21 protein-coding genes are annotated in these 21978 nt (G+C 63.5%); 19 read left to right on the forward strand and 2 right to left on the reverse strand.

Annotation, left to right across the window (positions count from 1 at the left end):
* The first annotated feature begins 27 nt into the window (after positions 1-27).
* From V6766_RS01365 to nikR, 5 genes are all read left to right on the forward strand, one after another.
* On the forward strand, positions 28-1011 hold the full coding sequence (locus V6766_RS01365; protein ID WP_448462875.1) for an ABC transporter permease: 984 nt from the start codon (positions 28-30) through the stop codon (positions 1009-1011).
* A complete protein-coding gene (locus V6766_RS01370) occupies positions 1004-1870 on the forward strand; it encodes an ABC transporter permease (protein ID WP_448462877.1) in 867 nt (288 codons plus the stop codon). The genes V6766_RS01365 and V6766_RS01370 overlap by 8 nt, the downstream gene beginning before the upstream one ends.
* A complete protein-coding gene (locus tag V6766_RS01375; RefSeq protein ID WP_448462879.1) occupies positions 1867-2664 on the forward strand; it encodes an ATP-binding cassette domain-containing protein in 798 nt (265 codons plus the stop codon). The genes V6766_RS01370 and V6766_RS01375 overlap by 4 nt, the downstream gene beginning before the upstream one ends.
* Complete coding sequence (locus V6766_RS01380; RefSeq protein ID WP_448462881.1) at positions 2657-3244, forward strand: ABC transporter ATP-binding protein; 588 nt, start codon at positions 2657-2659, stop codon at positions 3242-3244. Before V6766_RS01375 ends, V6766_RS01380 begins: the two co-directional genes overlap by 8 nt.
* Before the next feature lie 73 nt (positions 3245-3317).
* A complete protein-coding gene (nikR, locus tag V6766_RS01385) occupies positions 3318-3746 on the forward strand; it encodes a nickel-responsive transcriptional regulator NikR (protein WP_448462884.1) in 429 nt (142 codons plus the stop codon).
* 17 nt (positions 3747-3763) lie between these two features.
* Here the strand turns inward: nikR and V6766_RS01390 are convergent, their stop codons facing one another.
* Complete coding sequence (locus V6766_RS01390) at positions 3764-4678, reverse strand: FUSC family protein (RefSeq protein WP_448462886.1); 915 nt, start codon at positions 4676-4678, stop codon at positions 3764-3766.
* A 420-nt stretch (positions 4679-5098) separates the two neighbouring features.
* Between V6766_RS01390 and V6766_RS01395 the strand changes: the two genes are divergently transcribed.
* The 9 genes from V6766_RS01395 to V6766_RS01435 all read left to right on the forward strand — a co-directional run bounded on the left by V6766_RS01395 (position 5099) and on the right by V6766_RS01435 (position 12981).
* On the forward strand, positions 5099-5401 hold the full coding sequence (locus V6766_RS01395; protein WP_026173120.1) for an urease subunit gamma: 303 nt from the start codon (positions 5099-5101) through the stop codon (positions 5399-5401).
* Between the two features lie 10 nt (positions 5402-5411).
* Positions 5412-5819 carry an urease subunit beta gene (locus V6766_RS01400; RefSeq protein ID WP_448462888.1) on the forward strand — a complete coding sequence of 136 codons (408 nt, stop codon included), beginning with the start codon at positions 5412-5414 and terminating at the stop codon, positions 5817-5819.
* Between the two features lie 36 nt (positions 5820-5855).
* On the forward strand, positions 5856-7574 hold the full coding sequence (locus V6766_RS01405; protein ID WP_448462890.1) for an urease subunit alpha: 1719 nt from the start codon (positions 5856-5858) through the stop codon (positions 7572-7574).
* A 153-nt stretch (positions 7575-7727) separates the two neighbouring features.
* Positions 7728-8324, forward strand: a complete 597-nt coding sequence (gene ureE, locus V6766_RS01410; RefSeq protein WP_448463195.1) for an urease accessory protein UreE — start codon at positions 7728-7730, stop codon at positions 8322-8324.
* 14 nt (positions 8325-8338) lie between these two features.
* Complete coding sequence (locus tag V6766_RS01415) at positions 8339-9061, forward strand: urease accessory protein UreF (protein ID WP_448462892.1); 723 nt, start codon at positions 8339-8341, stop codon at positions 9059-9061.
* 22 nt (positions 9062-9083) lie between these two features.
* On the forward strand, positions 9084-9725 hold the full coding sequence (ureG, locus tag V6766_RS01420) for an urease accessory protein UreG (protein ID WP_448462895.1): 642 nt from the start codon (positions 9084-9086) through the stop codon (positions 9723-9725).
* Between the two features lie 4 nt (positions 9726-9729).
* Positions 9730-10665 (forward strand): urease accessory protein UreD, encoded by a 936-nt coding sequence (locus tag V6766_RS01425; protein ID WP_448462897.1) that lies wholly within the window; start codon positions 9730-9732, stop codon positions 10663-10665.
* Between the two features lie 27 nt (positions 10666-10692).
* The gene (gene yut, locus V6766_RS01430; protein WP_448462899.1) at positions 10693-11679 is read left to right on the forward strand and encodes an urea transporter; all 987 of its coding nucleotides are present in this window, start codon (positions 10693-10695) and stop codon (positions 11677-11679) included.
* Between the two features lie 60 nt (positions 11680-11739).
* Positions 11740-12981 (forward strand): ammonium transporter, encoded by a 1242-nt coding sequence (locus V6766_RS01435; RefSeq protein ID WP_448462901.1) that lies wholly within the window; start codon positions 11740-11742, stop codon positions 12979-12981.
* 88 nt (positions 12982-13069) lie between these two features.
* On the opposite strand, the gene V6766_RS01440 is transcribed toward V6766_RS01435, so the two are convergent.
* Positions 13070-14296, reverse strand: coding sequence for an META domain-containing protein (locus V6766_RS01440; protein ID WP_448462903.1), 1227 nt, complete (start codon positions 14294-14296; stop codon positions 13070-13072).
* 700 nt (positions 14297-14996) lie between these two features.
* Between V6766_RS01440 and V6766_RS01445 the strand changes: the two genes are divergently transcribed.
* The 5 genes from V6766_RS01445 to pnp all read left to right on the forward strand — a co-directional run bounded on the left by V6766_RS01445 (position 14997) and on the right by pnp (position 21800).
* On the forward strand, positions 14997-15704 hold the full coding sequence (locus V6766_RS01445; protein WP_448462905.1) for a gluconate 2-dehydrogenase subunit 3 family protein: 708 nt from the start codon (positions 14997-14999) through the stop codon (positions 15702-15704).
* 3 nt (positions 15705-15707) lie between these two features.
* Positions 15708-17480: a GMC family oxidoreductase gene (locus V6766_RS01450; RefSeq protein ID WP_448462907.1), complete on the forward strand. Its 1773-nt coding sequence runs from the start codon at positions 15708-15710 to the stop codon at positions 17478-17480.
* Between the two features lie 10 nt (positions 17481-17490).
* On the forward strand, positions 17491-18819 hold the full coding sequence (locus V6766_RS01455; RefSeq protein ID WP_448462909.1) for a c-type cytochrome: 1329 nt from the start codon (positions 17491-17493) through the stop codon (positions 18817-18819).
* Positions 18820-19119: 300 nt separating this feature from the next.
* Positions 19120-19389 (forward strand): 30S ribosomal protein S15, encoded by a 270-nt coding sequence (gene rpsO, locus V6766_RS01460; RefSeq protein ID WP_230719524.1) that lies wholly within the window; start codon positions 19120-19122, stop codon positions 19387-19389.
* 272 nt (positions 19390-19661) lie between these two features.
* A complete protein-coding gene (gene pnp / locus V6766_RS01465; protein ID WP_448462911.1) occupies positions 19662-21800 on the forward strand; it encodes a polyribonucleotide nucleotidyltransferase in 2139 nt (712 codons plus the stop codon).
* Positions 21801-21978 lie beyond the last annotated feature (178 nt).

The following is a 21978-nucleotide window of genomic DNA, read 5'->3' on the forward strand; positions in this document are numbered from 1 at the left end:
CCCGGCTTGAGCTCCGTCCCGAGATTGGTGGCGACGCGCCTCGCGCGGCTTGCGGCCGTGCTTATTCTCGTGGCCGTCGTCGCCTTCGCGCTCGCCAAAATCTCCCCGGTCGATCCGGTCAATGCCTATCTCGGTATCGATATCGCCCGCGTCGGTCCGGAACAGCGCGCCCTGATCGCGGCGCGCTGGGGGCTCGACCAGCCGCCGCTGGCGCAGTTCACGCTGTGGGTGAGCAACCTCCTGCATGGCGATCTCGGCTATTCGATGATCTACAATGCACCGGTTTCCGAGGTGATTGCCGCGCGGTTCTGGACCTCGCTGCCGCTCGTCGGGCTGGCATGGCTGTTTTCCGGCATTTTCGGTTTTGCGCTTGGCGTCGTCGCGGGCGCGCATCCGGGTTCCTGGGCCGACCGGGTGATCCGGCTTTACGCCTATTTCCTCTCCTCCGCGCCGACCTTCTGGATCGCGATCCTGCTCTTGATCGTATTCGCGGTCGAGCTGGGCTGGGCGCCGGTCTGTTGCGCCGGACCGCTCGGCGTCGTGCCCGCCGATGTCACTTTCGCCGAGCGGCTGCAGCATCTCGCCCTGCCGCTCGCGGCGCTCTCCCTGCTCGGCGTGGCGCAGGTGGCGCTGCACACGCGGGCCAAGATCGCCGAGATCCTGCAGCTTGACGCCGCCCTTTACGCCCGCGCCCAGGGCGCGGGCAAATGGGACGTCGTGCTCCGGCACGGGGTGCGCAACGCGGCGCTGCCGGCGATCACCATCCTGTTCGCCTCGCTGGGAGAACTGTTTGGCGGCTCGATCCTGGCGGAACAGGTCTTCGCCTATCCGGGTCTCGGGCAGGCCGCCGTGGCCGCAGGCGTGCGGGGCGACGTGCCGCTGCTGCTCGCCATTACCCTGTTCCTCACCTTGTTCGTGTCGGTCGGCAACATGATCGCCGACATGCTCTATCACCGCGTCGATCCGAGGATACGGGAAGCGGAATTCACGGCGGGAGGCGCGCATGGCTGAAACCCTCCACGCGCCGGCGCCGGAACCGATGATCCTGCCGCGCATGGGCAACCGGGTCTGGACGCTCTCGGTCGCCGCGCTCGGGCTGGCGCTGATCCTGTTCGTTCCCCTTGCCGTGCAGATGGCGGGGGCGGCGGGGGTCGCCCCCGATTTCGCCGCCCGGCTGTCGCCGCCGGACTGGCAGCACTGGTTCGGAACCGACCAGATGGGCCACGACATGCTGGCGCGCACGTTGAAGGGCCTCAACACCAGCCTCTGGGTCGGGCTTGTGGCCTCGACCTGTTCGGTGCTGATCGCCACGGTTCTGGCGATCGTCTCCATCGTCGGCGGCAAGTGGGCCGACGGGCTGGTGTCGCTTCTGGTGGACGCCGCCATCGGCCTGCCGCATCTGGTGCTGCTGATCCTGATCTGCTTTGCGCTCGGCGGCGGACCGGTTGCCGTGACGCTCGCAGTCGCGCTGACACATTGGCCGCGCCTGACGCGGATATTGCGCGCCGAAGTGCTGCAGATCCGGCAGGCGCCCTATGTCGTCGCGGCCCGCCATTTCGGCAGGTCCTGGGCGTCGATCGCCTTCGGCCACATCCTGCCGCATCTGCTGCCGCAGATGCTGGTCGGCCTGGTGCTGATGTTTCCGCATGCGATCCTGCACGAGGCGAGCCTGACCTTCCTCGGGTTCGGCCTTGATCCGACGCGGCCGGCGATCGGCGTGATGCTGGCGGATTCGATGCGCTACCTGACCGCCGGGAAATGGTGGCTGGGCCTGTTTCCCGGCCTCTGTCTGCTGGCGCTGGTGCTATGCTTCGATGCCGTCGGCAACGGCGTTCGTCTGATCCTCGATCCAAGGACGGCAGAGACATGACGCTTCTTTCCTTCCACGATTTCGGCATCGGCTTTCGCCGCTACAGCGGCCTGCTTTCGATGCGGGAGGTGCCGGTCGTCAGCGGCATCGGCTTTTCCGTGCGGCGCGGCGAGGTGGTTGCCCTGATCGGCGCTTCCGGCGGCGGCAAGAGCCTGATCGCCCATGCGCTGTTCGGCGTGCTGCCGCCCAATGCCTGCACCTCCGGTGCGATCCGCTTCGAAGGACGGGTGGTCGATGAGCCGAGCCGGCCGGCCCTGCTGGGACGGCGCATGGCGCTGATGCCGCAATCGGTGAGCCATCTCGATCCGATGGCGCGCTGCATCAGCCAGCTTCGCTGGGCGGCACGGCGGGCGGGAGCGCCGGCGGATGATGCCCGCCTTGAAGCGACCCTCGCGCAGTTCGGGCTCGGCCGGGAGGCAGGCAACGCCTTTCCCCACCAGCTTTCCGGCGGGATGGCGCGGCGCATGCTGATGGCGATCGCGACCATTGGCGATCCGGACCTGATCGTCGCGGACGAGCCCACCAGCGGCCTCGACGACGACAATGCCGATATCGTGCTGGCGCGGCTTCGCAAGCTTGCCGGCGATGGCAAGGGCGTTCTGCTGGTCACGCATTCGCTCGCATCGGCGCTTGCCTATGCCGATCGGGTCTGCCTCATCCGCGACGGCCGGCTCGAAGGCGAGGAAGACGCCGCCGGCTTTTCGGGCGGCGGAGGCGGGCTGCACACGGCCTATGCCCGCGCCTTGTGGCAGGCCCTGCCGCAAAATGCGTTTCGAGGCGGCGACCATGCTTGAGGCGAGGCGCGTTTGCTTCGGCTACGGCGTCAGCGCGCCGGTGGTCGACGGGGTCGACATTGCCATCGGCCCGGGCGAGATCGTCGGCCTTACCGGCCGGTCGGGCGCCGGCAAGTCGACGCTGGGGCGGCTCCTTGCCGGCTACCACAGGCCGGCCTCCGGCGAGGTGCTGGTCGATGGCAAGGCCCATGCGAAGGGCTACAACGCGGTGCAGTATCTCCACCAGTCGCCGATCTTCGCCGTCGACCCGCGCTGGACGGTGGGCCGGATCATCGCCGAGGGCTGGACGCCCGACGAGGAGACCCGGCAGGCGCTCGGCGTTTCGAAGAGCTGGTACGACCGCTTTCCGCACGAAATCTCGGGCGGGGAACTGCAGCGGATCGCGGTTTTGCGCGCGCTCGGCCCGCGCACAAGATACCTCGTCGCCGACGAGATATCGGCGCCGCTCGATCCGCTGACCCAGGCCCAGATCTGGGACGCCCTCATCGGCGCGGTACGCAAACGCAATCTCGGCATGCTGGTCATCAGCCACGACCGTCCGCTGCTCGCCCGCCTGTCCGGCCGCCTCGTCACGCTTTGATCCTCGCTGCCCGGTTGGCGAATGCTGAGAAGGCGGCTATCAAGGGGTGGCGGAGCAATGAAGGAAACCAGCCATGCAGCGCGTCACCGTAACCCTCGACGACAATCTGATGGATGAACTGGACAGGGTCGTTCGTGAACGCGGCTACCAGAACCGCTCGGAGGCGATCCGCGACCTGACGCGCGCCGGCATGCAGCAGACCCTCGTCGACAGCGGCGCGGTGGAGGAATGCATCGGCGTGTTGAGCTATGTCTATGATCATGAAGCGCGCGATCTGGCGCGCCGGCTGACGAACACCTTCCATCACGATCACGACCTCTCGATCGTCAGCACCCATGTTCATCTCGACCATGACCGCTGCCTGGAGGTCTCGATCCTCAGGGGCGAGCCGCGCATGGTGAAACATCTCGCCGACCACGTGATCACCGAGCGCCATGTGCTCCACGGCAAGCTGGTCCTCATCCCGGTGGACGACAAGGAGCCCGGCGGCGAGGGCGCCTGACCGTTTCCGCCGGTCGCTCAGGATTTCTCGGCGTTTGCCAGCAAAGGCAATATCAGCGCAGCGAGCGCGATCCCGCCGATGGTCAGCAGAACACGGTTGGCCGTGATCGCGAGAACGCTGCCATCCGCCTGCAGATTGAAGGCCAGGGCGATCGCGGTCAGGCAGAAGGACCACGGCGCGTATTTCTTGGCGCCGATCATCAGCATCGTGAAAACGAGCCCACCCACAAGCGCGGCATGGAGCCACGGGATGGGGGAGAGGCCGAGGATCAGCCCGCCGGCTGCGGCGCCGAGCGTGGTGCCGAGGCCTCGTGCCTTCATACGGTAGAGCGTCTGCTGCCGCGTCGGCTTCATCACCCTGAGGCCCGCAGCGGGAAGCCAGCACGGATGCGCGCCGGGCAGCAAGCTTGCGATGCCGCTTCCCGCAAGCGCAACGCCGACCATGCCGGCGGCAAACCGCCGCTGGCCGGGATCCGCCGCAAGGGCGAGCCGGCCGCTTTCGGGCGGGGAGACGGCCAGGGGAATGACGAGACTGACGAAAATGCCGGCCCAGAGCGTTCCGGCGAGAAAGCTCAGCCCATAGGCGGGAACCCCTCCGGCGGGCACCTGACCGACCGAGAGAAAATAGGCGAGCGCGCCAAGGGCGATCGGCAGGCGAAAATAGCCGCCCTTCAATTCGCCGAGGCATTGCGCCAGCGCCGCGATCACCGCGCCGGCGAAAAACAGGCCGGATCCCAGCGAAACGGAAGCGCCCAGCGTTGCGAACAGGCTGATGGCGACGGCCGAGGCGAGCAACAGCGGAACGCGGCCGGAAGGCGGAAGGCGGGGAAACGACACGCCAAGCAGGTAGGCCCCGAAGGAAGCCACCATGCCGTGCCCGGTCTCGCCGGAGGCAATGCCTGCGACCCAGGGCGCGATAATGGCCAGCGCCATCACGGCTGCGCTTCGACCTCTTCCCCCAAAATCAATGAAGTGCATTGCCGAACCTGGACTGCTTTACGCGTGAGAAGGCCGTTGGCGGTCGCAGACCCGTCGCCCGTGGCGGTCGCCTTGGGCGCGTTCGCAAAAATGGATGCCAGCCACAGATTAGCAAGAGTGCCTCCGTTCGCAAGACTTAACAACTGTCAATCCTGACAGTTTATCGCGCAATAGGTTGCTCATATCCTCTTTTTCACAAAGCGGGACTTCAGATCGAAGCGGCTTCTTCTGGGCACCGGAAACGTCTCCGGAACCGGGTGGAAGAGATAAAATCGTTACTTTTCAGTATTTTGCCTTGGCGGGTATCGTCGACCACGACGTTTTTCTGAAGATCACGCCGGTGCGCATCCAGCCATTGTGACAGGGGAGATTTATATGCATTTCACGCCTCGAGAGATCGACAAGCTGATGATCTACACGCTCGCGCAGGTGGCGCAGCAGCGCAAGGATCAGGGCCTGAAGCTCAACCACCCCGAAACCGTCTCGCTCATTTCCGTGGCTGCGCTCAATGGCGCGCGCGCCGGCAAGACCGTCGAGGAAGTCATGGAAATCGCGCGCAAGGAAATCACGCGCGACGATGTGATGGAAGGGGTCGTCGACATGATCCCTTACGTGCAGGTGGAGGCCGTTTTCACCGATGGAAGCCGTCTCGTCACCATCCACGATCCGATCCAGTGAGGGCCTGAACATGGCGAATGAAAAGAAAACCCCGGTCGGCGGTCTGGTCCTCGGCAAGGGCGACATCGAGATCAATGCCGGCTATCCGACGACCACGCTCAAGGTGCGCAACACCGGCGACAGGCCGATCCAGGTCGGCTCGCATTTCCATTTTTTCGAGGTCAATGCCGCTTTGGAATTCGACCGTGAACAGGCCTTTGGCAAGCGCCTGAACATTCCTGCGACAACCGCCCTCCGCTTCGAGCCGGGCGATGAGAAAGAGGTCACCCTTGTTCCCTACCAGGGCAAGCAGCGGGTGCTCGGCTTCAACGGCCTGGTGAACGGCTGGGTCGGCGATGAAAGCTACAACGACAGCCGGCCGCGACTGGTCGACGCGATGGAGCGCGTCGAGCGCTACGGCTTCAAGTCGTCCAAGTGATCGCCCGATAGAACCTCATTCGACAGGATTTCTGAAATGGCCAAGATTTCAAGACAGCAGTATTCCGACCTCTACGGTCCGACGACGGGCGACAAGATCCGCCTCGGCGATACCGATCTCTACATCGAGATCGAAAAGGACCTCCGGGTCTATGGCGAGGAAGCCGTCTATGGCGGCGGCAAGACGCTGCGCGACGGCATGGGCTATGACAACGAGCTCACCAATGCCGCCGGCGCCCCCGATCTCGTGATCACCAACGTCACCATCCTCGACGCCGTGCAGGGCGTCATCAAGGCCGATGTCGGCGTCAAGAACGGCAATATCTGCGCGATCGGCAAGGCCGGCAACCCGTCCACCATGTCAGGCGTGACGCCGGGGCTGGCGCTTGGGCCGGGGACCGATGCGATTTCCGGCGAGCACCTGATCCTGACCGCCGGCGGTATCGACGCCCACGTCCACTTCATCTCGCCCCAGCAGGCCGAAGCGGCGCTTTCCAACGGCGTCACCACGCTGTTCGGCGGCGGCATCGGCCCGACCGACGGCACCAACGGCACCACCATCACCCCCGGCACATGGAATGTCGGGATGATGCTGCGTTCCTTCGACGGCTGGCCGGTCAATGCCGGCGTGCTCGGCAAGGGCAATGTCTCCGCGCGGCTTCCGATCGAGGAGCAGCTTCGCGCCGGCGTCATGGGCCTGAAGATCCATGAGGACTGGGGCAGCACGCCGGAAGCGATCCGCACGGCGCTTCGCACCGCGGACGACTTCGACGTTCAGGTCTGCATCCACACCGATACGCTGAACGAGGCCGGCTTCGTCGAGAACACGATCGCCGCCTTCGAGGGCCGCACCATCCACACCTACCACACGGAAGGTGCGGGCGGCGGTCACGCGCCGGATATTATCCGTGTAGCCGGCCAGTCCAACGTCATCCCGAGCTCGACCAACCCGACGCTGCCCTACGGCATCAATTCGCAGGCCGAATTGTTCGACATGACGATGATCTGCCACAATCTCAGCCCGAAGATCCCGACCGACGTCGCTTTCGCGGAAAGCCGCGTGCGGCCGGAAACCATCGCCGCTGAAAACGTGTTGCACGATCTCGGCGCGATCTCGATCCTCTCCAGCGACAGCCAGGCCATGGGCCGCGTCGGCGAGAACTGGGCGCGCACCATCCAGACCGCGCATCTGATGAAGGACCGTATGGGCGCCTATGACGGCGATACGTCCGGCAATGACAACGAGCGCGTCCTGCGCTTCGTCGCCAAGGTCACGATCAACCCGGCGATCGCCCAGGGCGTCAGCCATGTGATCGGCTCGGTCGAAGTCGGCAAGATGGCCGACCTCGTGCTCTGGGAGCCGGCCTTCTTCGGCGCCAAACCGAAGATGGTGATCAAGGGCGGCCTCATCTCCTGGGCGCTGATGGGCGATCCGAACGCGTCGCTGCCGACGCCGCAGCCGGTTCTCTACCGGCCGATGTTCGGCGCATACGGCTCGGCGCTGCCGAAGACCCGCGTCACCTTCACATCGCTGGCGGGCTATGAGGACGGCATCGTCGACCGCTACCAGCTCCAGTCGCAGGTGGTGCCGGTCTATGGCACGCGCACAATCAGCAAGAGCTCGATGGTGCGCAACAGCGCCCTGCCGGAGATCGAGGTCAATCCGGAAACCTTCGCGGTGACCGTCAACGGCAAGCACGCGACGGTGGAACCGGCGACCACGATCCCGTTGAACCAGCTTCACTTCTTCAGCTGATTGCGATGCCGGGCGGGGTTTCGATCCCGCCCGCAACCGGCAGCCCCGAACATGACAACCTCGCCGGAAGCAGGGCCGCGCATCCGTTCCAAGACGCCTTCCGAGGCATGGACGGTCCGGTTCGAATTCCAGGCAAAGAATGCGGCGAACACCATGATCCTTGTCGAAAAAATCCTTGGCAACCTGAAGGATGCCGACTGGCACAAACGCTCCCACGACGCGACGGTCGATTACCTCGCGCTCGAACAGTGGGAAGCGCCGAAGAACCGCCTGCGCAAGGCGAGCGAGGGTGGAACCGAACTCGCGATCTCGCTGTCGCGCTCGGAACATCTCCATAACGGTGATGTTCTGCATTACGACGAGGCGAGCAACACCATCATCGCCGCAAAGATCGCCCTGAAAGAGGTCATGGTGATCGAGCTCGAAGGGCTCGAAACCCTGTCGCCGCAGGAAATCCTCAGGGTGTGCTTCGAACTGGGCCACGGTCTCGGCAACCAGCACTGGCCGGCGGTCATCAAGGGCAGCACCGTCTATGTGCCGCTTTCCGTCGACCAGAAGGTCATGGCCTCGGTGATGAAGACCCATGCGTTCGAGGGCGTGAAGAGCCATTTCGCGCCCGGCGAGGAAATCGCCGCCAAGCTCGACGCGCGCGAGGTGCGGATGCTCTTTGCCGGCGCGGACGCGACGCCGCATCATCATCACGATCATGGCCACGGCCATGACCATGGCGATCATCACCACCATCACTGAGCCTGGGGGCGGCAATGCCAGACATAAACGGCAGTCAGGCGCATTCTGAAAGCGATATGGTTCTGCTTGCGCGCCTGCTGCAGTTTTCCGATTCGACGCTGCCCGTTGGCGCCTTCGCATTTTCCAACGGACTGGAATCGGCGATCCAGACTGATGTCGTCAAAGATGCGCAGAGTCTGGAGCGCTTCGTCGAAACGGTGGTGCGGCAGGCATCAAGCATGGATGGCATCGCCTTCCTCCATGCCCATCGCGCGGCCCGCCGCGGCGCCTATGACGCCGTGCTCGAGGCCGACCAGGAATTGTGGAACCGTCGCGTGGGCGAGGAGCAGCAGATGATGCTTGCCCGCATGGGCCGCAAGTTCGCGGAGCTTTCCCTGAAGATCAGCGCGTTTCCCGTTCTCGAACGCTGGCTTGCCGACATCAAGGCGGGCACGACGCCGGGCTGCTTTCCGGTCGGCCAGGCGGTCGCGCTCGCGCATATGGGTGCCGATGAGAAACAGGCCTTCGTGGTCCACCAGTATGGCGTTGCGGCGATGATCATGAGCGCCGCGGTGCGGCTGATGCGGATCGATCATCTCGATACCCAGCGCATCCTTTTTATCGTGCAGGGCCGCGTCGAGGCCGATTACGGGCGCGTCCACGGACTGGACCTTGATGAAATGTCCGGCTTCGCGCCGGTCTTCGATGTCCTCGTCGCCCATCACACTAAAACCCATGTCCGGCTGTTCATGAACTGACCGGCGGAAAAGGAATGGCACAATGAAGAAAATCACGCGTATCGGCATCGGCGGCCCGGTCGGATCTGGCAAGACAGCCGTGATCGAAACCATCACCCCGCGTCTGATCGAACTCGGCGTCAAGCCATTGATCATCACCAATGATGTGGTCACGACCGAAGATGCCAAACAGGTTCGCCGGACGCTTCACGGCGTCCTGGTCGAAGAAAAGATCGTCGGCGTGGAAACCGGAGCGTGCCCGCACACGGCGGTGCGTGAAGACCCTTCCATGAACATCGCCGCTGTCGAAGAAATGGAAGAGAAGTATCCCGACAGCGACGTGATCCTGATCGAATCCGGCGGCGACAACCTGACGCTGACCTTCAGCCCGGCGCTCGCCGATTTTTACATCTATGTCATCGACGTTGCCGCCGGCGACAAGATCCCGCGCAAGAACGGCGCCGGGGTCTGCCAGTCGGATATCCTGGTCATCAACAAGACCGATCTCGCCCCCTATGTCGGCGCCGATCTCGGCGTCATGGACCGCGATTCCAAGCTGATGCGCGGCAAGAAGCCGTTCGTGTTCACCAATTGCAAGACCGGCGAGGGCGTCGACGAACTGATGAAGCTGATCATGGACATGGCGCTGTTCGACGTGACGCCTGCCGGCCAAGCCGCAGAGTGACTCGATGAGCCTTCACGAACGTCTGCGCCGGATCGACGAATACCGGGAACTGAGCGGTTTTAAAACAGAACCGGCGCAGATGCGTGCGGCCGGTCCCGGCAAGGTCGGGGCGTTGCGCCTCGGCTTCTCTGTGCGCGGCGGCCGCTCGGTGTTGTCCGATCTCTACCGGGTCACGCCGCTTCTGGTGCAGCAGGCGCTCTACTGGGACGAGGCGATGCCGGAGCTGCCGATCTGCTCGATCATCTCGATCGGCGGCGGCATCCTTCAGGGCGATCGCTACACGATCGACATTTCGGTGGGCGAGGGGGCGTGCGCCCAGGTGACCTCCCAGGGCGCGAACCGCATTCACCGGATGGACGCCAACTACGCCTCGCAGCACCAGACGGTGACGCTCGCAAAGGACGCCTATCTCGAGTTCCTGCCGGATTTCACCATTCCCTACAAGGATTCGCGTTTCATCAACGATACCGATCTCGTGGTCCATGAAGACGCGACGCTGCTCTATGGCGAGATGATGATGACCGGCCGCAAGCACCACCATGAAAGCGAGCGTTTCGGCTTCGATCTCCTGTCGATGACCGTGAATGCTCGCCGGCCGGACGGCCGCAAGCTGTTCACCGAGAAGGTGCTGATCGAGAAGGGTAACGAAACGATCGACTTTCCCGCGGTGATGGGCGGCTACGACGCCTTCGCCAATATTCTCTGCATCACGCCGCCGGCCGTTGCCGAACGCATCCGCGAACGTGTCGGCGTCAGTTTCGGCGATGAGCGCCCGCGCGCGATCTCCGGCGTTTCGACGCTTCCGAACGGTGCCGGCCTGATGCTGCGCGTGGTCGGGATCGAAAGCTACGACGTGCGCGCGGAGGTCAGGAATTTCTGGAAGGTCGTCAGGGAAGAAGCCCGCGGCAGAACGCTGCCGGAAGAATTTCTCTGGCGTTGACCAACAGCCAAGAAGGGGGCGGGGTAGATGACGGGAAAACGGAAGGATTTTGCCACGCAGTGCCTGCGCGGCGCGGGGCAGGTGTTCTTCATGGAGAACGCGCTCACCGGCGCGCTGTTCATCGCGGCGATCGCCTATGCGAGCCATGCTGGCGGCAACTGGGCGACCACGATCGGCGCGCTTGTCGGCCTCATCGTTGCAACGCTGACCGCGCGGCTTCTCGATTGCGACGAGGATTCGATCACCTCCGGCCTGTTCGGCTTCAACGGCATTCTCGTTGGCGTGGCGCTGCCGACCTTCATCAGCGTCTCGCCGCAGCTCTGGTTCTATGTTGTCATTGGCGCGGCCATGAGCACGGTGGTGACGGCGGCGCTCGGGGGGATGATCACCAAAAGCTGGGGGATACCGGGCTCCACCGGCCCGTTCGTGCTGACCGGCTGGCTGCTGGTGGCAGGCGCCTACACGTTCGGCGCGCTCGATGTCTCCGGCGACCATCCCGAACTGGCCTCCGACTATATCAATGGCGTGACGATGATCCCGTCCCATATCGAACTGGTCCAGATTTTCTTCCGCAATATCGGCCAGGTCTATCTTCTCGGCAACGAGATCAGCGGCGCGATCATCCTTCTCGGCATTCTGATCGCCTCGCGCGCGGCCGGTATCGCCGCCATTTGCGGCTCGCTGATCGCCATGGCGACGGCGATCGCGCTCAGGGCGGAACCGCATTTGGTGGTGCAGGGGCTTTACGGTTTCAGTGCAGTGCTGACGGCGATGGCGGTCGGCGTCATCTTTCTGAAGCCGTCGCCGCGGGTGGTCGTCTACGCGCTGCTGGCCACCATCGTCACCGTGTTCCTGCAGGGCGCCTATGACGTGCTGACCGAACCGCTTGGCCTGCCGTCCTTCACCGCGCCCTATGTGCTGACGATGTATCTGTTCATCGCGCCGAAGAAGCTGCTTGCGCCGCATCCGCACAGCGCGGTCGGCGAGCATCTGGTCACCGATACCAAGATCTGAACTCGGGCGCGGCCGGGGCGGTCGCGCCGACACAAACATGCGCTTTCAAAGGAGGAAGCTATGCACGCCATCAATGCGGGGGATACCGCGTTTGTTTTGATCTGCACGGCGCTGGTCTGCATGATGACCCCGGCCCTTGCACTCTTCTACGGCGGTCTGGTGAAGCAGCGAGACGTGCTTTCGATCATGATCCAGAATTTCGTCTGCATCGGCATCGTCAGCCTCATCTGGGTGTTCGGCGGTTTCAGCCTCGCCTTCGGTCCCTCGATCGGCGGCATCATTGGCGATATCCGTCCCTATTTCGGCATGTACCATGTCGGCATATCGCCGAATGATACTTATGCCCCGAATGTGCCGTTCATCATGGTGTTCGCCTATCAGATGATGTTCGCCATCATCACGCCGGCGCTGATGACCGGCGCCTTCGTCGGGCGTTTCAAGTTCGGGGCCTATCTGTTCTTCGTGGCTCTGTGGACGATCCTGATCTACCTGCCGGCGGCGCACTGGATCTGGGGCGGCGGATTTCTTTCCAAGATGGGCGTCGTCGATTTCGCTGGCGGCATCGTGATCCACACCGCCGCGGGTTTCTCGGCCCTTGCCGCCGCCAGATTCCTCGGCAAGCGCAAGGTCGCCGTCGGCGATCCCGAAAGCCAGCCGGCGAGCCTGCCGCTGGTGGCGCTCGGCGCGGGTCTTCTGTGGTTCGGCTGGTTCGGCTTCAATGCCGGTGGCGCCTATGCGGCGGATGCGCTGGCGGCCTATGCCTTCACCAACACCATGCTCGCCGGCGCGATTGCCATGCTGGTCTGGATGTTGTGGGAATGGCGCGGACATCGGCGGGTCTCGTTCTCCGGCGTTCTCGTCGGCGCAGTCACCGGTCTTGCCACGATCACGCCAGCCGCCGGCTATGTCGAGCCAATGGCGGCGCTGATCATCGGCGCGATCGGCGCGACGGTCTGCTACAACGCCAAATATGTTCAGGAATGGCTGAAGATCGACGACACGCTGGAAGTCTGGCGCGCCCATGGCGTCGGCGGCATGACTGGCGCAATCCTGATCGGCTTCATGGCCAGCTCGCATATCAATGCCGTCTCGGCCAGCGCCCATCAGCTTTTCGTCCAGGTGCTGGCCGTCGTGATCGTCGCCGCCTATTCCTGGGTCATCACGACGATCCTCCTCAAGATCCTCGCAAGCTTCGGCCATCTGCGGGTGGCTGACGATATTCAGGAGGAAGGCGTCGATGAGGACATGGTCGGCGAACGCGCCTTCAATCTCTGGAACATGAAGAACGACATCAACAAGTAGACGAAAAAAAAGCAGCCGGCGGATCAACTGATCCGCCGGCTGCTTTTGCGCATTACCTGCCGGAAACGGACTGGGCGGCAGGCCGTCCTCAACGTGTGGCTTCGATCACTGTCCCGGTTCCCGACATGAGCAACAGCGCGCCGTCCGGCCCGAAGTCGAAGCTTTCGCTCGCATCCAGCGCCTGAAGGAAGGCCTGTTCCTGCTTCATCAGGGCATCGTTGCAGGCCATTCGCGTTGACGCCAGCGGGCCGATTGCGACGCCGCCCTCGCCATTGACCGAGAACGCGCCGGTGAAGCGGTTGCAGCCGGTGGTTCCGAAGATCTGGCCTTCCTCGCTGATCGAGAAGGTGGGACGATCGGCAGCCTCATCGAGCGCGCTGCCCTCAAGACGGTCGACGGTCCATTCGGGGCCGATGAGGAGATCGAGCGCATCGCCGCCGCAGCCCTTCAGCGTTGCGGTTGCTGTTGCCAGTTCCACGCTTTGCGGAAACAATCGGCCGCTCATGTCGTCCTGGCACATTTCGGCGCGCACGCTGAAGGCGAGGGCGTACTGGTCGAAATCGTAGCGATAGGCACCATCGACCACCTCCGGCTCCGGCAGGCGGAGGTCGAGCCGGTCATCGCCGTAATTCATGTCCAGCATAAACCGGTCGCCTGCGATGACGGCGCGCCAGCCGGGTTCATTGCCCTGCGCCGACCATGCCTTTGCCGCCTCGGCCGGCATCATGACGCAATCCGGCAGGTCATCGCCATCGAGCGTCACGAGCGCATTGTCGCCCTTGCTCCAGAAGACGTTTCGGCCGTCATCGGACTGGTATTTCGCGCCATCAGCGGAGATCGCGGGGGCAAGGTGGTAAATCCTCTCATCGGTCTCGACCACCGCTTCCTCGCCCTGAAAGCCGACCTGGAGGCGGATGTCGCCGCACATGAAGGTGCTGCCGAAGGCCGCGGGCGTGAACGCCGTCAGCATAACGCTTCCGATATCGGCGTCATTGTTTCCCGCCGCGATCATGACCGGTGCGCTCACAAACCGGTTGGCGCCGTCGATCCGGATGGCGGCTGTCAGCTTCGCCGCGACGCCTTGCGGGACGGCCAGTTCGAACGGCCATGGCACCTGCCGGCCGTTGGCCTCGGCGCTGTCCGTGGCCAGGAGGGCGTTCTGGAAACCGCGCGCTTCCACCACGAGTTCGGCATCGTCCGGCAGCGCCACGCGTTCGCGCATCATGGCCTCGCCGGTGATCACACGCATGTCCTGCGCATGGGCGGTCGTTGCCGCGAGGAGGCTTGCCAGAAGTGTCAGGGCTGAACGGAACATGGTGTTTCCTTTGTCGTCTTCACGGGTGGAAAGTATGCCGCGCCGGAGACGGCCCCGCGTTTCATGACGGAGCAGGCCGGGCCACCGGCGGGGGCCGCTGGGCGACCAGGCACGCGCGCCGTTGCGGTTGCACGGCCCGGCCAATCTAACACGGTATTTGTAGGTCACCGCAACCGGCCGAACAACATGTCAGGCCATACAGTTGACCCTTTGCACGCAGGCTGACTATCAGCAGATCGGGCCTGCAAGAGCGGAGCCCTCCGGCAGGAGGCCGCGATAACGAGATCGTTGCCCATTTTTTGAAATCCCCCTCCAGACATGAAGCGCCATGGAAAATTCCGCAGAGGAGCTCGAGCAACCCGAAAGATGGGGTGGACGTTGCCTCTGCGCGCTCCAGCCGGTTTCGCAGCTCTGGAAGGCCGGAAATCCCGGATTCTCCGCCTGATCGGCTCCAGGCTTCATCGTTTCATGCCTTCTTCGATTTTGTTCCCTCAAGGCCGGAAAAAATCACCTTCTCTCGTCGACCATCATGAGTCACAATACGCGATATTGAGGGTTTCGGTCCGTCGCGCGTGGCGGGCCGTTGGTCTTCCGGCACAAATCCGGAAGCAATGGAGCCGCCTCCGTATCCGGAGCGAAATCCGGACTATTCGCAGGCGGGGAGAGATGACCGGCCCCCGGCCGGCGAAAGGAAATAATCATGAGAGATATGCCAGGACGTCCATCCCGGCGCGGGTTCCTCAAGGGGAGCGCTGCGGGGGTGGCGATCGCTTCGCTTGCCGGAACGGTAAAGGCGCAAGCGCCTCAAAAGGAACCGCCGCCGCCGCTCGACCAGTATGAGCGGGTCTATTTCAATGAAGCGGAATGGGCGTTCGTCATGGCCGCCTGCGACCGTCTCATTCCCGCAGGCGGCAATGGCCCGGGGGCGATCGACTGTCGGGTGCCGGTCTTCATCGACCGGCAGCTCGCAGGCAATTTCGGCAAGGCCGCGGACTGGTACATGCAGGGCCCGTTCGATCCCGCCGCCAATCCCACGCTCGGTTTCCAGAGCCCGCTGACGCCGGCGGAAATCTATCGCCAGGCGATTCCCGTCTTTCAGGACTGGTGCAGCCAGACGCATGGCGACCGTTTCGAAAATCTCGAAGCGGCAAAACAGGACGCTGCGCTGACATCGCTGCAGAAGGGCGAGGTGGGGCTCGCCCCTGAACTGCGCGATTTCTTCCAGTTCCTGCTCGCCAACACCAAGGAGGGTTATTTCGCCGATCCATCCTATGGCGGCAATCACGATATGCAGGCCTGGGTCTATATCGGCTTTCCCGGCGCGCGCGGCGCCTTCACCTCCTGGCCGGGTCGCGAGAACGCGCAATATCCGCTCGGCCCCGTGGCAATCAACGGAGACAGGGCGTAGATCATGGCAACGAGAACAGATCCCAAAAAAGACGTCGTCATCATCGGCCTCGGCTGGACCGGGGCGATCATGGGCATGGAACTCGCCAATGAGGGGCTCGAAATCCTCGCGCTCGAGCGCGGCGACGACCGCAGCACGGTGCCCGATTTCCAGTATCCCAACATTTTCGACGAACTGAAATACGCCGTGCGTTACGACCTGATGCAGAAGCCGGTCAACTCCACGCTGACCGTGCGTCACAATACGCAGGAGACTGCGCTTCCCTATCGCCACCTCGGTTCGTTCCTGCCGGGCGACGGCGTCGGTGGCGCGGGCGTTCACTGGAACGGCCAGAACTGGCGGCCGCAGGCGGTCGAATATCGTCTGCGCTCCTATGTCGAGGAGACCTTCGGCGCCGATATCATTCCGGAAAACATGCAGCTTCAGGACTGGGGCGTGACGGCGGAGGAGCTGGAGCCGCACATGACCAAGTTCGAAAGCGTCGCCGGCATTGCCGGCAAGGCGGGCAATATCAATGGCGAGATTCAGGAGGGCGGCAACCCGTTTGAAGCGCCGCGCTCGGCCGAGTATCCGATGCCGCCCTTGAAGAACACCTGGGATTCGGAGCTGTTCGCGGAGGCCGCCCGCAATATGGGCTACCATCCGTTCCCGCGTCCCGCGGCCAATGCCTCGATCCAGTATACCAATGACTACGGCATGCAGCTCGGGCCCTGCAATTACTGCGGCTACTGCGAGCGCTTCGGTTGCAACAATTATTCCAAGTCATCGCCGCAGGTCTGTATTCTCGATGCGCTGAAACGCAAGCCGAATTTCAGCTACAGGACCCGCTCGGAGGTCCTGAAGATCGAAAAGGCCGCCGATGGCAAGACCGCCACGGGCGTTACCTATTTCGACGAGAAGACCGGCGAGGAGGTGTTCCAGCCGGCCGATCTCGTGCTGGTCTGCGCCTATTCGCTGCACAATGTCCACCTTCTGCTGCTGTCGGAGATCGGCGAGCCCTACAATCCGGATACGGGCGAGGGCGTGGTCGGGCGCAACTATTCCTACCAGATGACCGGCGGCACCAGCCTCTGGTTCAGGGACAAGGTTTTCAACCCGTTCGTGGGCACCGGCGCCGGCGGCATGTCGATCGACGATTTCTCGATGTCGCAGATCGATTTCGCCAGCGAAGGCTTCATCGGCGGCAGCTATATCACCTGCGGCCACACCGGCGGACGGCCGATCCAGCAGATGTCGCTGCCACCCGGTACGCCCTCCTGGGGCGCGGGCTGGAAGGACGCCGTCGGCGAATGGTATGGCCACAATCTCTCGATCGGCTCGCACGGCTCGAACATGGCCTATCGCGACACCTGTCTCGATCTCGATCCCACCTACAAGGACCGCCACGGCCGTCCGCTGATGCGCATGACCTTCGACTGGAAGGACAACGACATCAGGATGACCCAGTTCATGAAGGCGCGGATCGAGGAAATTGCAAAGAGCATGAACCCGGATGCCATGGCCTCGGGCTACAAGGGCGATGGCGCGGAGTATGACGTGCGTCCCTATCAGTCGACCCACAATGTCGGCGGCGCGATCATGGGCACCGACCCGAAGACCTCGGCGATCAACCGCTATCTCCAGAGTTGGGATTGTCACAACGTCTGGGTCATGGGTGCCTCCGCCTTCCCGCAGAACATCCAGTATAATCCCACGGGCGCCGTCGGCGGCCTTGCCTATTGGGCGCTGGAGGCGTTGCGCAAGGACTACCTGCCCAACCCCCGGCCATTGATGTGAGGAGCGGATCATGAAAACCTTTCTTCGCATCATCCTCGCGCTCATCGTCATCTGCGTGGTGGCGCTCGCCGCGATCATCTTCGTGCCGCCGTCTCTCACCAAGCCGGATGACAATCTGGCGGCCGACTGGGAACCGACTGCCGGCGAGGGTCAGTACGTCACCCAGATGGCCGACTGTCAGGCCTGTCACACGGCAGAGGGCGGCGAACCCTTTGCCGGCGGGCGACCGATCGAAAGCCCGATGGGCACGATCTGGTCGAGCAATATCACCCCCGATGAGGAAACCGGCATCGGCGGCTGGACCTACGATCAGTTCCATGCCGCGCTCGTCGACGGCATCGCGCCCGGCGGCGTGCACCTCTATCCGGCCATGCCCTATGAGAACTACCGGCATATGAAGGAGGAGGATATCCGGGCGATCTGGAGCTATATCCACAACGATGTCGCGGCGGTCGACAACCCGGTGAAGGAGACCGAGCTCGACTTCCCGTTCAACCAGCGCTGGGGCATTCGTCTGTGGAACTGGGCCGCGCTCGGCAAGCCCGGCTTCCGGCCGGATGACGCGGCGAGCGAAAGCGACCAGCTTGAGCGCGGGGCCTATCTGGTGCAGGCGCTCGGCCATTGCGCGGCCTGCCACAGCCCGCGCAACATGATCATGGCGCAGGATGGCACCAATGCCGACAATCCGGCCTTCCTGACGGGCGGCGAGATCGGCGGCTGGACGGCGCCCGACCTGCGCACGGCGGCATCCGCCCTGCAGACCTGGACCGACGCGGACCTGAAGGACTATCTCACCACCGGCCGCAACGCCCATTCGGCTGTGGTCGGCGAGATGCAGCTCGTGGTCGGCGAATCCCTTCAATACATGAAGGATGAGGATGCCGATGCGATGGTCGGCTATCTCCGCGCGATCTCGGACGTAACGCCCGACCCGCAGCCCGTGCCAAACGAGCGGACGACGGACCGGCTCGATGCCGCCGACGATCCGACGACGGCGAAGCTGAAATCGGCTGAAAACCTGTCGGACGGCGAGTTGCTCTATCTCAACAACTGTAATGCCTGCCATATGCCGGACGGCCGCGGCGCGCCCGGCGTGTTCCCGGCGCTGAAGGGCAATTCGCTGGTGACTGCGCCGACGACCAGGGGTCTGACCGAGGTCATCCTCCACGGCGCGACGCTGCCTTCGACGGCCGAGCGGCCGGAACGGCTGGAAATGCCGGCCTTCGGCGACCGGCTGTCGGATGCCGATATCGCGACGCTTGCAACCTTCCTGCGCAGCGCCTGGGGCAACTCCGCCCCGGCCGTGACCGAGGACGACGTCAAGGCCGTGCGCCAGTAAGACCAAGGGCCCGCCGCTTCGATGCGGCGGCGGGCCCGGCAATATCCATTGCAGCGGAATTGCGCTTTCGCAAAAGCGGCGCGGCCTCACGAACGAGGCCGCGCCGTGCACGATACGGCCCCGCAAAACGCCTGCCTTTCCGCGCCGTCGCCCCGTGCGCAACGCGACACTCGACATTATGCTCTGTTTGGCCTATATGGGCGCCAGCATTGAAACAGATGCGCATGAATGGCCCCTGCTGGACGACATCCCGGCCCGGGCGACTTGAAACACCCTCATTTCTTAAAGAAAGGATGACCGATGTCGATTACTGCTGAACGCAAGGCAGAGCTGATCAAGGAATTCGCAACCAAGGAAGGCGACACCGGTTCGCCGGAAGTGCAGGTTGCCATCCTGACCGAACGGATCACCAACCTGACCGAGCACTTCAAGGACCACAAGAAGGATAACCATTCCCGCCGTGGTCTGCTGACGCTGGTTTCGACCCGCCGTTCGCTGCTTGACTACCTGAAGCGCATCGATGAAAGCCGCTACACGAGCCTTATCGGCCGTCTGGGCATTCGCCGCTAAGCTTTATCCGGCGGGCGTTTGCGCCCGCCGTTTCCATTTGCGCTGACAAGCGCCGGTTTTGCGCCGTGGCGGGCGCTGGATCAGAAGACGCGGCCCCGGAACGTCCGGCGCCGCATGCCGAAACGGACCTGTCATGGGGCAGGATTGCAGGCTGCTTCGCCACCGGAAGCAGCACGTTGTCTTGCCCGTGACGTGTCGAACGAAACGTGACGCCGTGATTGCGCCTTCCTTCGGGAAAGAGCGGGATTACAGCATTTGTTAAAGGACAAGACATGTTCAATTCCCACAAAGTGGAAATCGAGTGGGCCGGCCGCACGCTCACGCTGGAGACCGGCAAGATTGCCCGTCAGGCTGACGGCGCGGTACTGGCCACCTATGGCGAAACCGCCGTTCTCGCCACCGTCGTCTCCGCCAAGGAGCCGAAGCCCGGCCAGGACTTCTTCCCGCTGACCGTCAACTACCAGGAAAAGACCTTCGCTGCCGGCCGCATCCCGGGCGGCTATTTCAAGCGCGAAGGCCGTCCGAGCGAAAACGAGACGCTCGTTTCCCGCCTGATCGACCGTCCGATCCGTCCGCTGTTCCCGGAAGGCTACAAGAACGACACCCAGGTGGTGGTCACCGTTCTCCAGCATGACCTCGAAAACAACCCCGACATTCTCGCCATGGTCGCGACCTCGGCCGCGCTGACGCTGTCCGGCGTTCCGTTCATGGGCCCGATCGGCGGCGCGCGCGTCGGCTACATCAACGGCGAATATGTGCTGAACCCGCATATCGACGAAATGCCCGAAACCGCGCTTGACCTCGTCGTCGCCGGCACGGGCGATGCGGTTCTGATGGTGGAATCGGAAGCCAAGGAACTCAACGAAGACATCATGCTCGGCGCCGTCATGTTCGGCCACAAGGGCTTCCAGCCGGTGATCGACGCAATCATCAAGCTCGCCGAAGTCGCCGCCAAGGAGCCGCGCGAATTCGAGCCGGAAGATCATTCCGCGCTTGAAAGCGACATGCTCTCCTTCATCGAGACCGAGCTGCGCGACGCCTACAAGATCACCGAGAAGGCCGCCCGTTACGCCGCCGTCGACGCCTGCAAGGCGAAGGTGAAGGAGCGTTACGCCCCGGCCGAAGGCGAGGAAGCAAAGTACACCGCAGAAGAAATCGGCGCCGTGTTCAAGCACCTCCAGGCCAAGATCGTGCGCTGGAACATTCTCGACACCAAGAGCCGCATCGACGGCCGCGATCTCGAGACCGTCCGTCCGATCGTCTCGGAAGTCGGCATCCTGCCGCGCACCCATGGTTCGGCGCTGTTCACCCGCGGCGAAACCCAGGCGCTGGTCGTTGCCACGCTCGGCACCGGCGAAGACGAGCAGTATGTCGATGCCCTGACCGGCATGTACAAGGAACGCTTCCTGCTGCACTACAACTTCCCGCCCTATTCGGTGGGTGAGACCGGCCGCATGGGCTCCCCGGGCCGCCGCGAAATCGGTCACGGCAAGCTTGCATGGCGCGCGATCCGCCCGATGCTGCCGACCGTCGAGCAGTTCCCCTACACGCTGCGCATCGTCTCCGAGATCACCGAATCCAACGGTTCGTCCTCGATGGCGACCGTCTGCGGCACCTCGCTTGCGCTCATGGATGCCGGCGTTCCGCTGGCAAAGCCGGTTGCCGGCATCGCCATGGGCCTGATCCTGGAAGGCGAGCGCTTCGCGGTACTCTCCGACATTCTCGGCGATGAAGACCACCTCGGCGACATGGACTTCAAGGTCGCGGGTACTGCCGACGGCATCACCTCGCTGCAGATGGACATCAAGATTGCCGGCATCACCGAGGAGATCATGAAGGTCGCGCTCGGCCAGGCCCAGGGCGGCCGCAACCACATCCTCGGCGAAATGTCCAAGGCCATTACCGAAGGCCGCGAGCAGCTCGGCGAATACGCACCGCGCATCGAGATGATGACGATCGCCGTCGACAAGATTCGCGACGTTATCGGTTCGGGCGGCAAGGTCATCCGCGAGATCGTGGAAAAGACCGGCGCCAAGATCAACATCGAGGACGACGGCACGATCAAGATCGCATCGTCTTCCGGCAAGGAGATCGAGGCTGCCAAGAAGTGGATCCACTCGATCGTCGACGAGCCGGAACTGAACGCGATCTACGAAGGCACGGTCGTCAAGACCGCCGACTTCGGCGCTTTCGTCAACTTCTTCGGCCCGCGCGACGGTCTCGTCCACATCTCGCAGCTTGCTTCCGAGCGCGTTGCCAAGACCACCGACGTGGTCAAAGAAGGCGACAAGGTCTGGGTCAAGCTCATCGGCTTCGATGAGCGCGGCAAGGTCAAGCTGTCGATGAAGGTCGTCGACCAGGAAACCGGCAAGGAAATCGAGCGCAAGCCGAAGTCCGACGCCGCCGAGTAAGGCTGGCAAACTGTCAGGTATGAACCTGCGGAGCAGTGATGCTCCCTCCAATCTCCCCCCTTGAGGGGGAGATGTCGCGAAAGCGACAGAGAGGGGTAGTGGGCATAAGCCCGTTACTCCGCATTTGCCGATAGGGTTCACCCCTCTCTGCCCCTTTCGGGGCATCTCTCCCTCAAGG

Source organism: Martelella sp. AMO21009 (assembly GCF_053484295.1).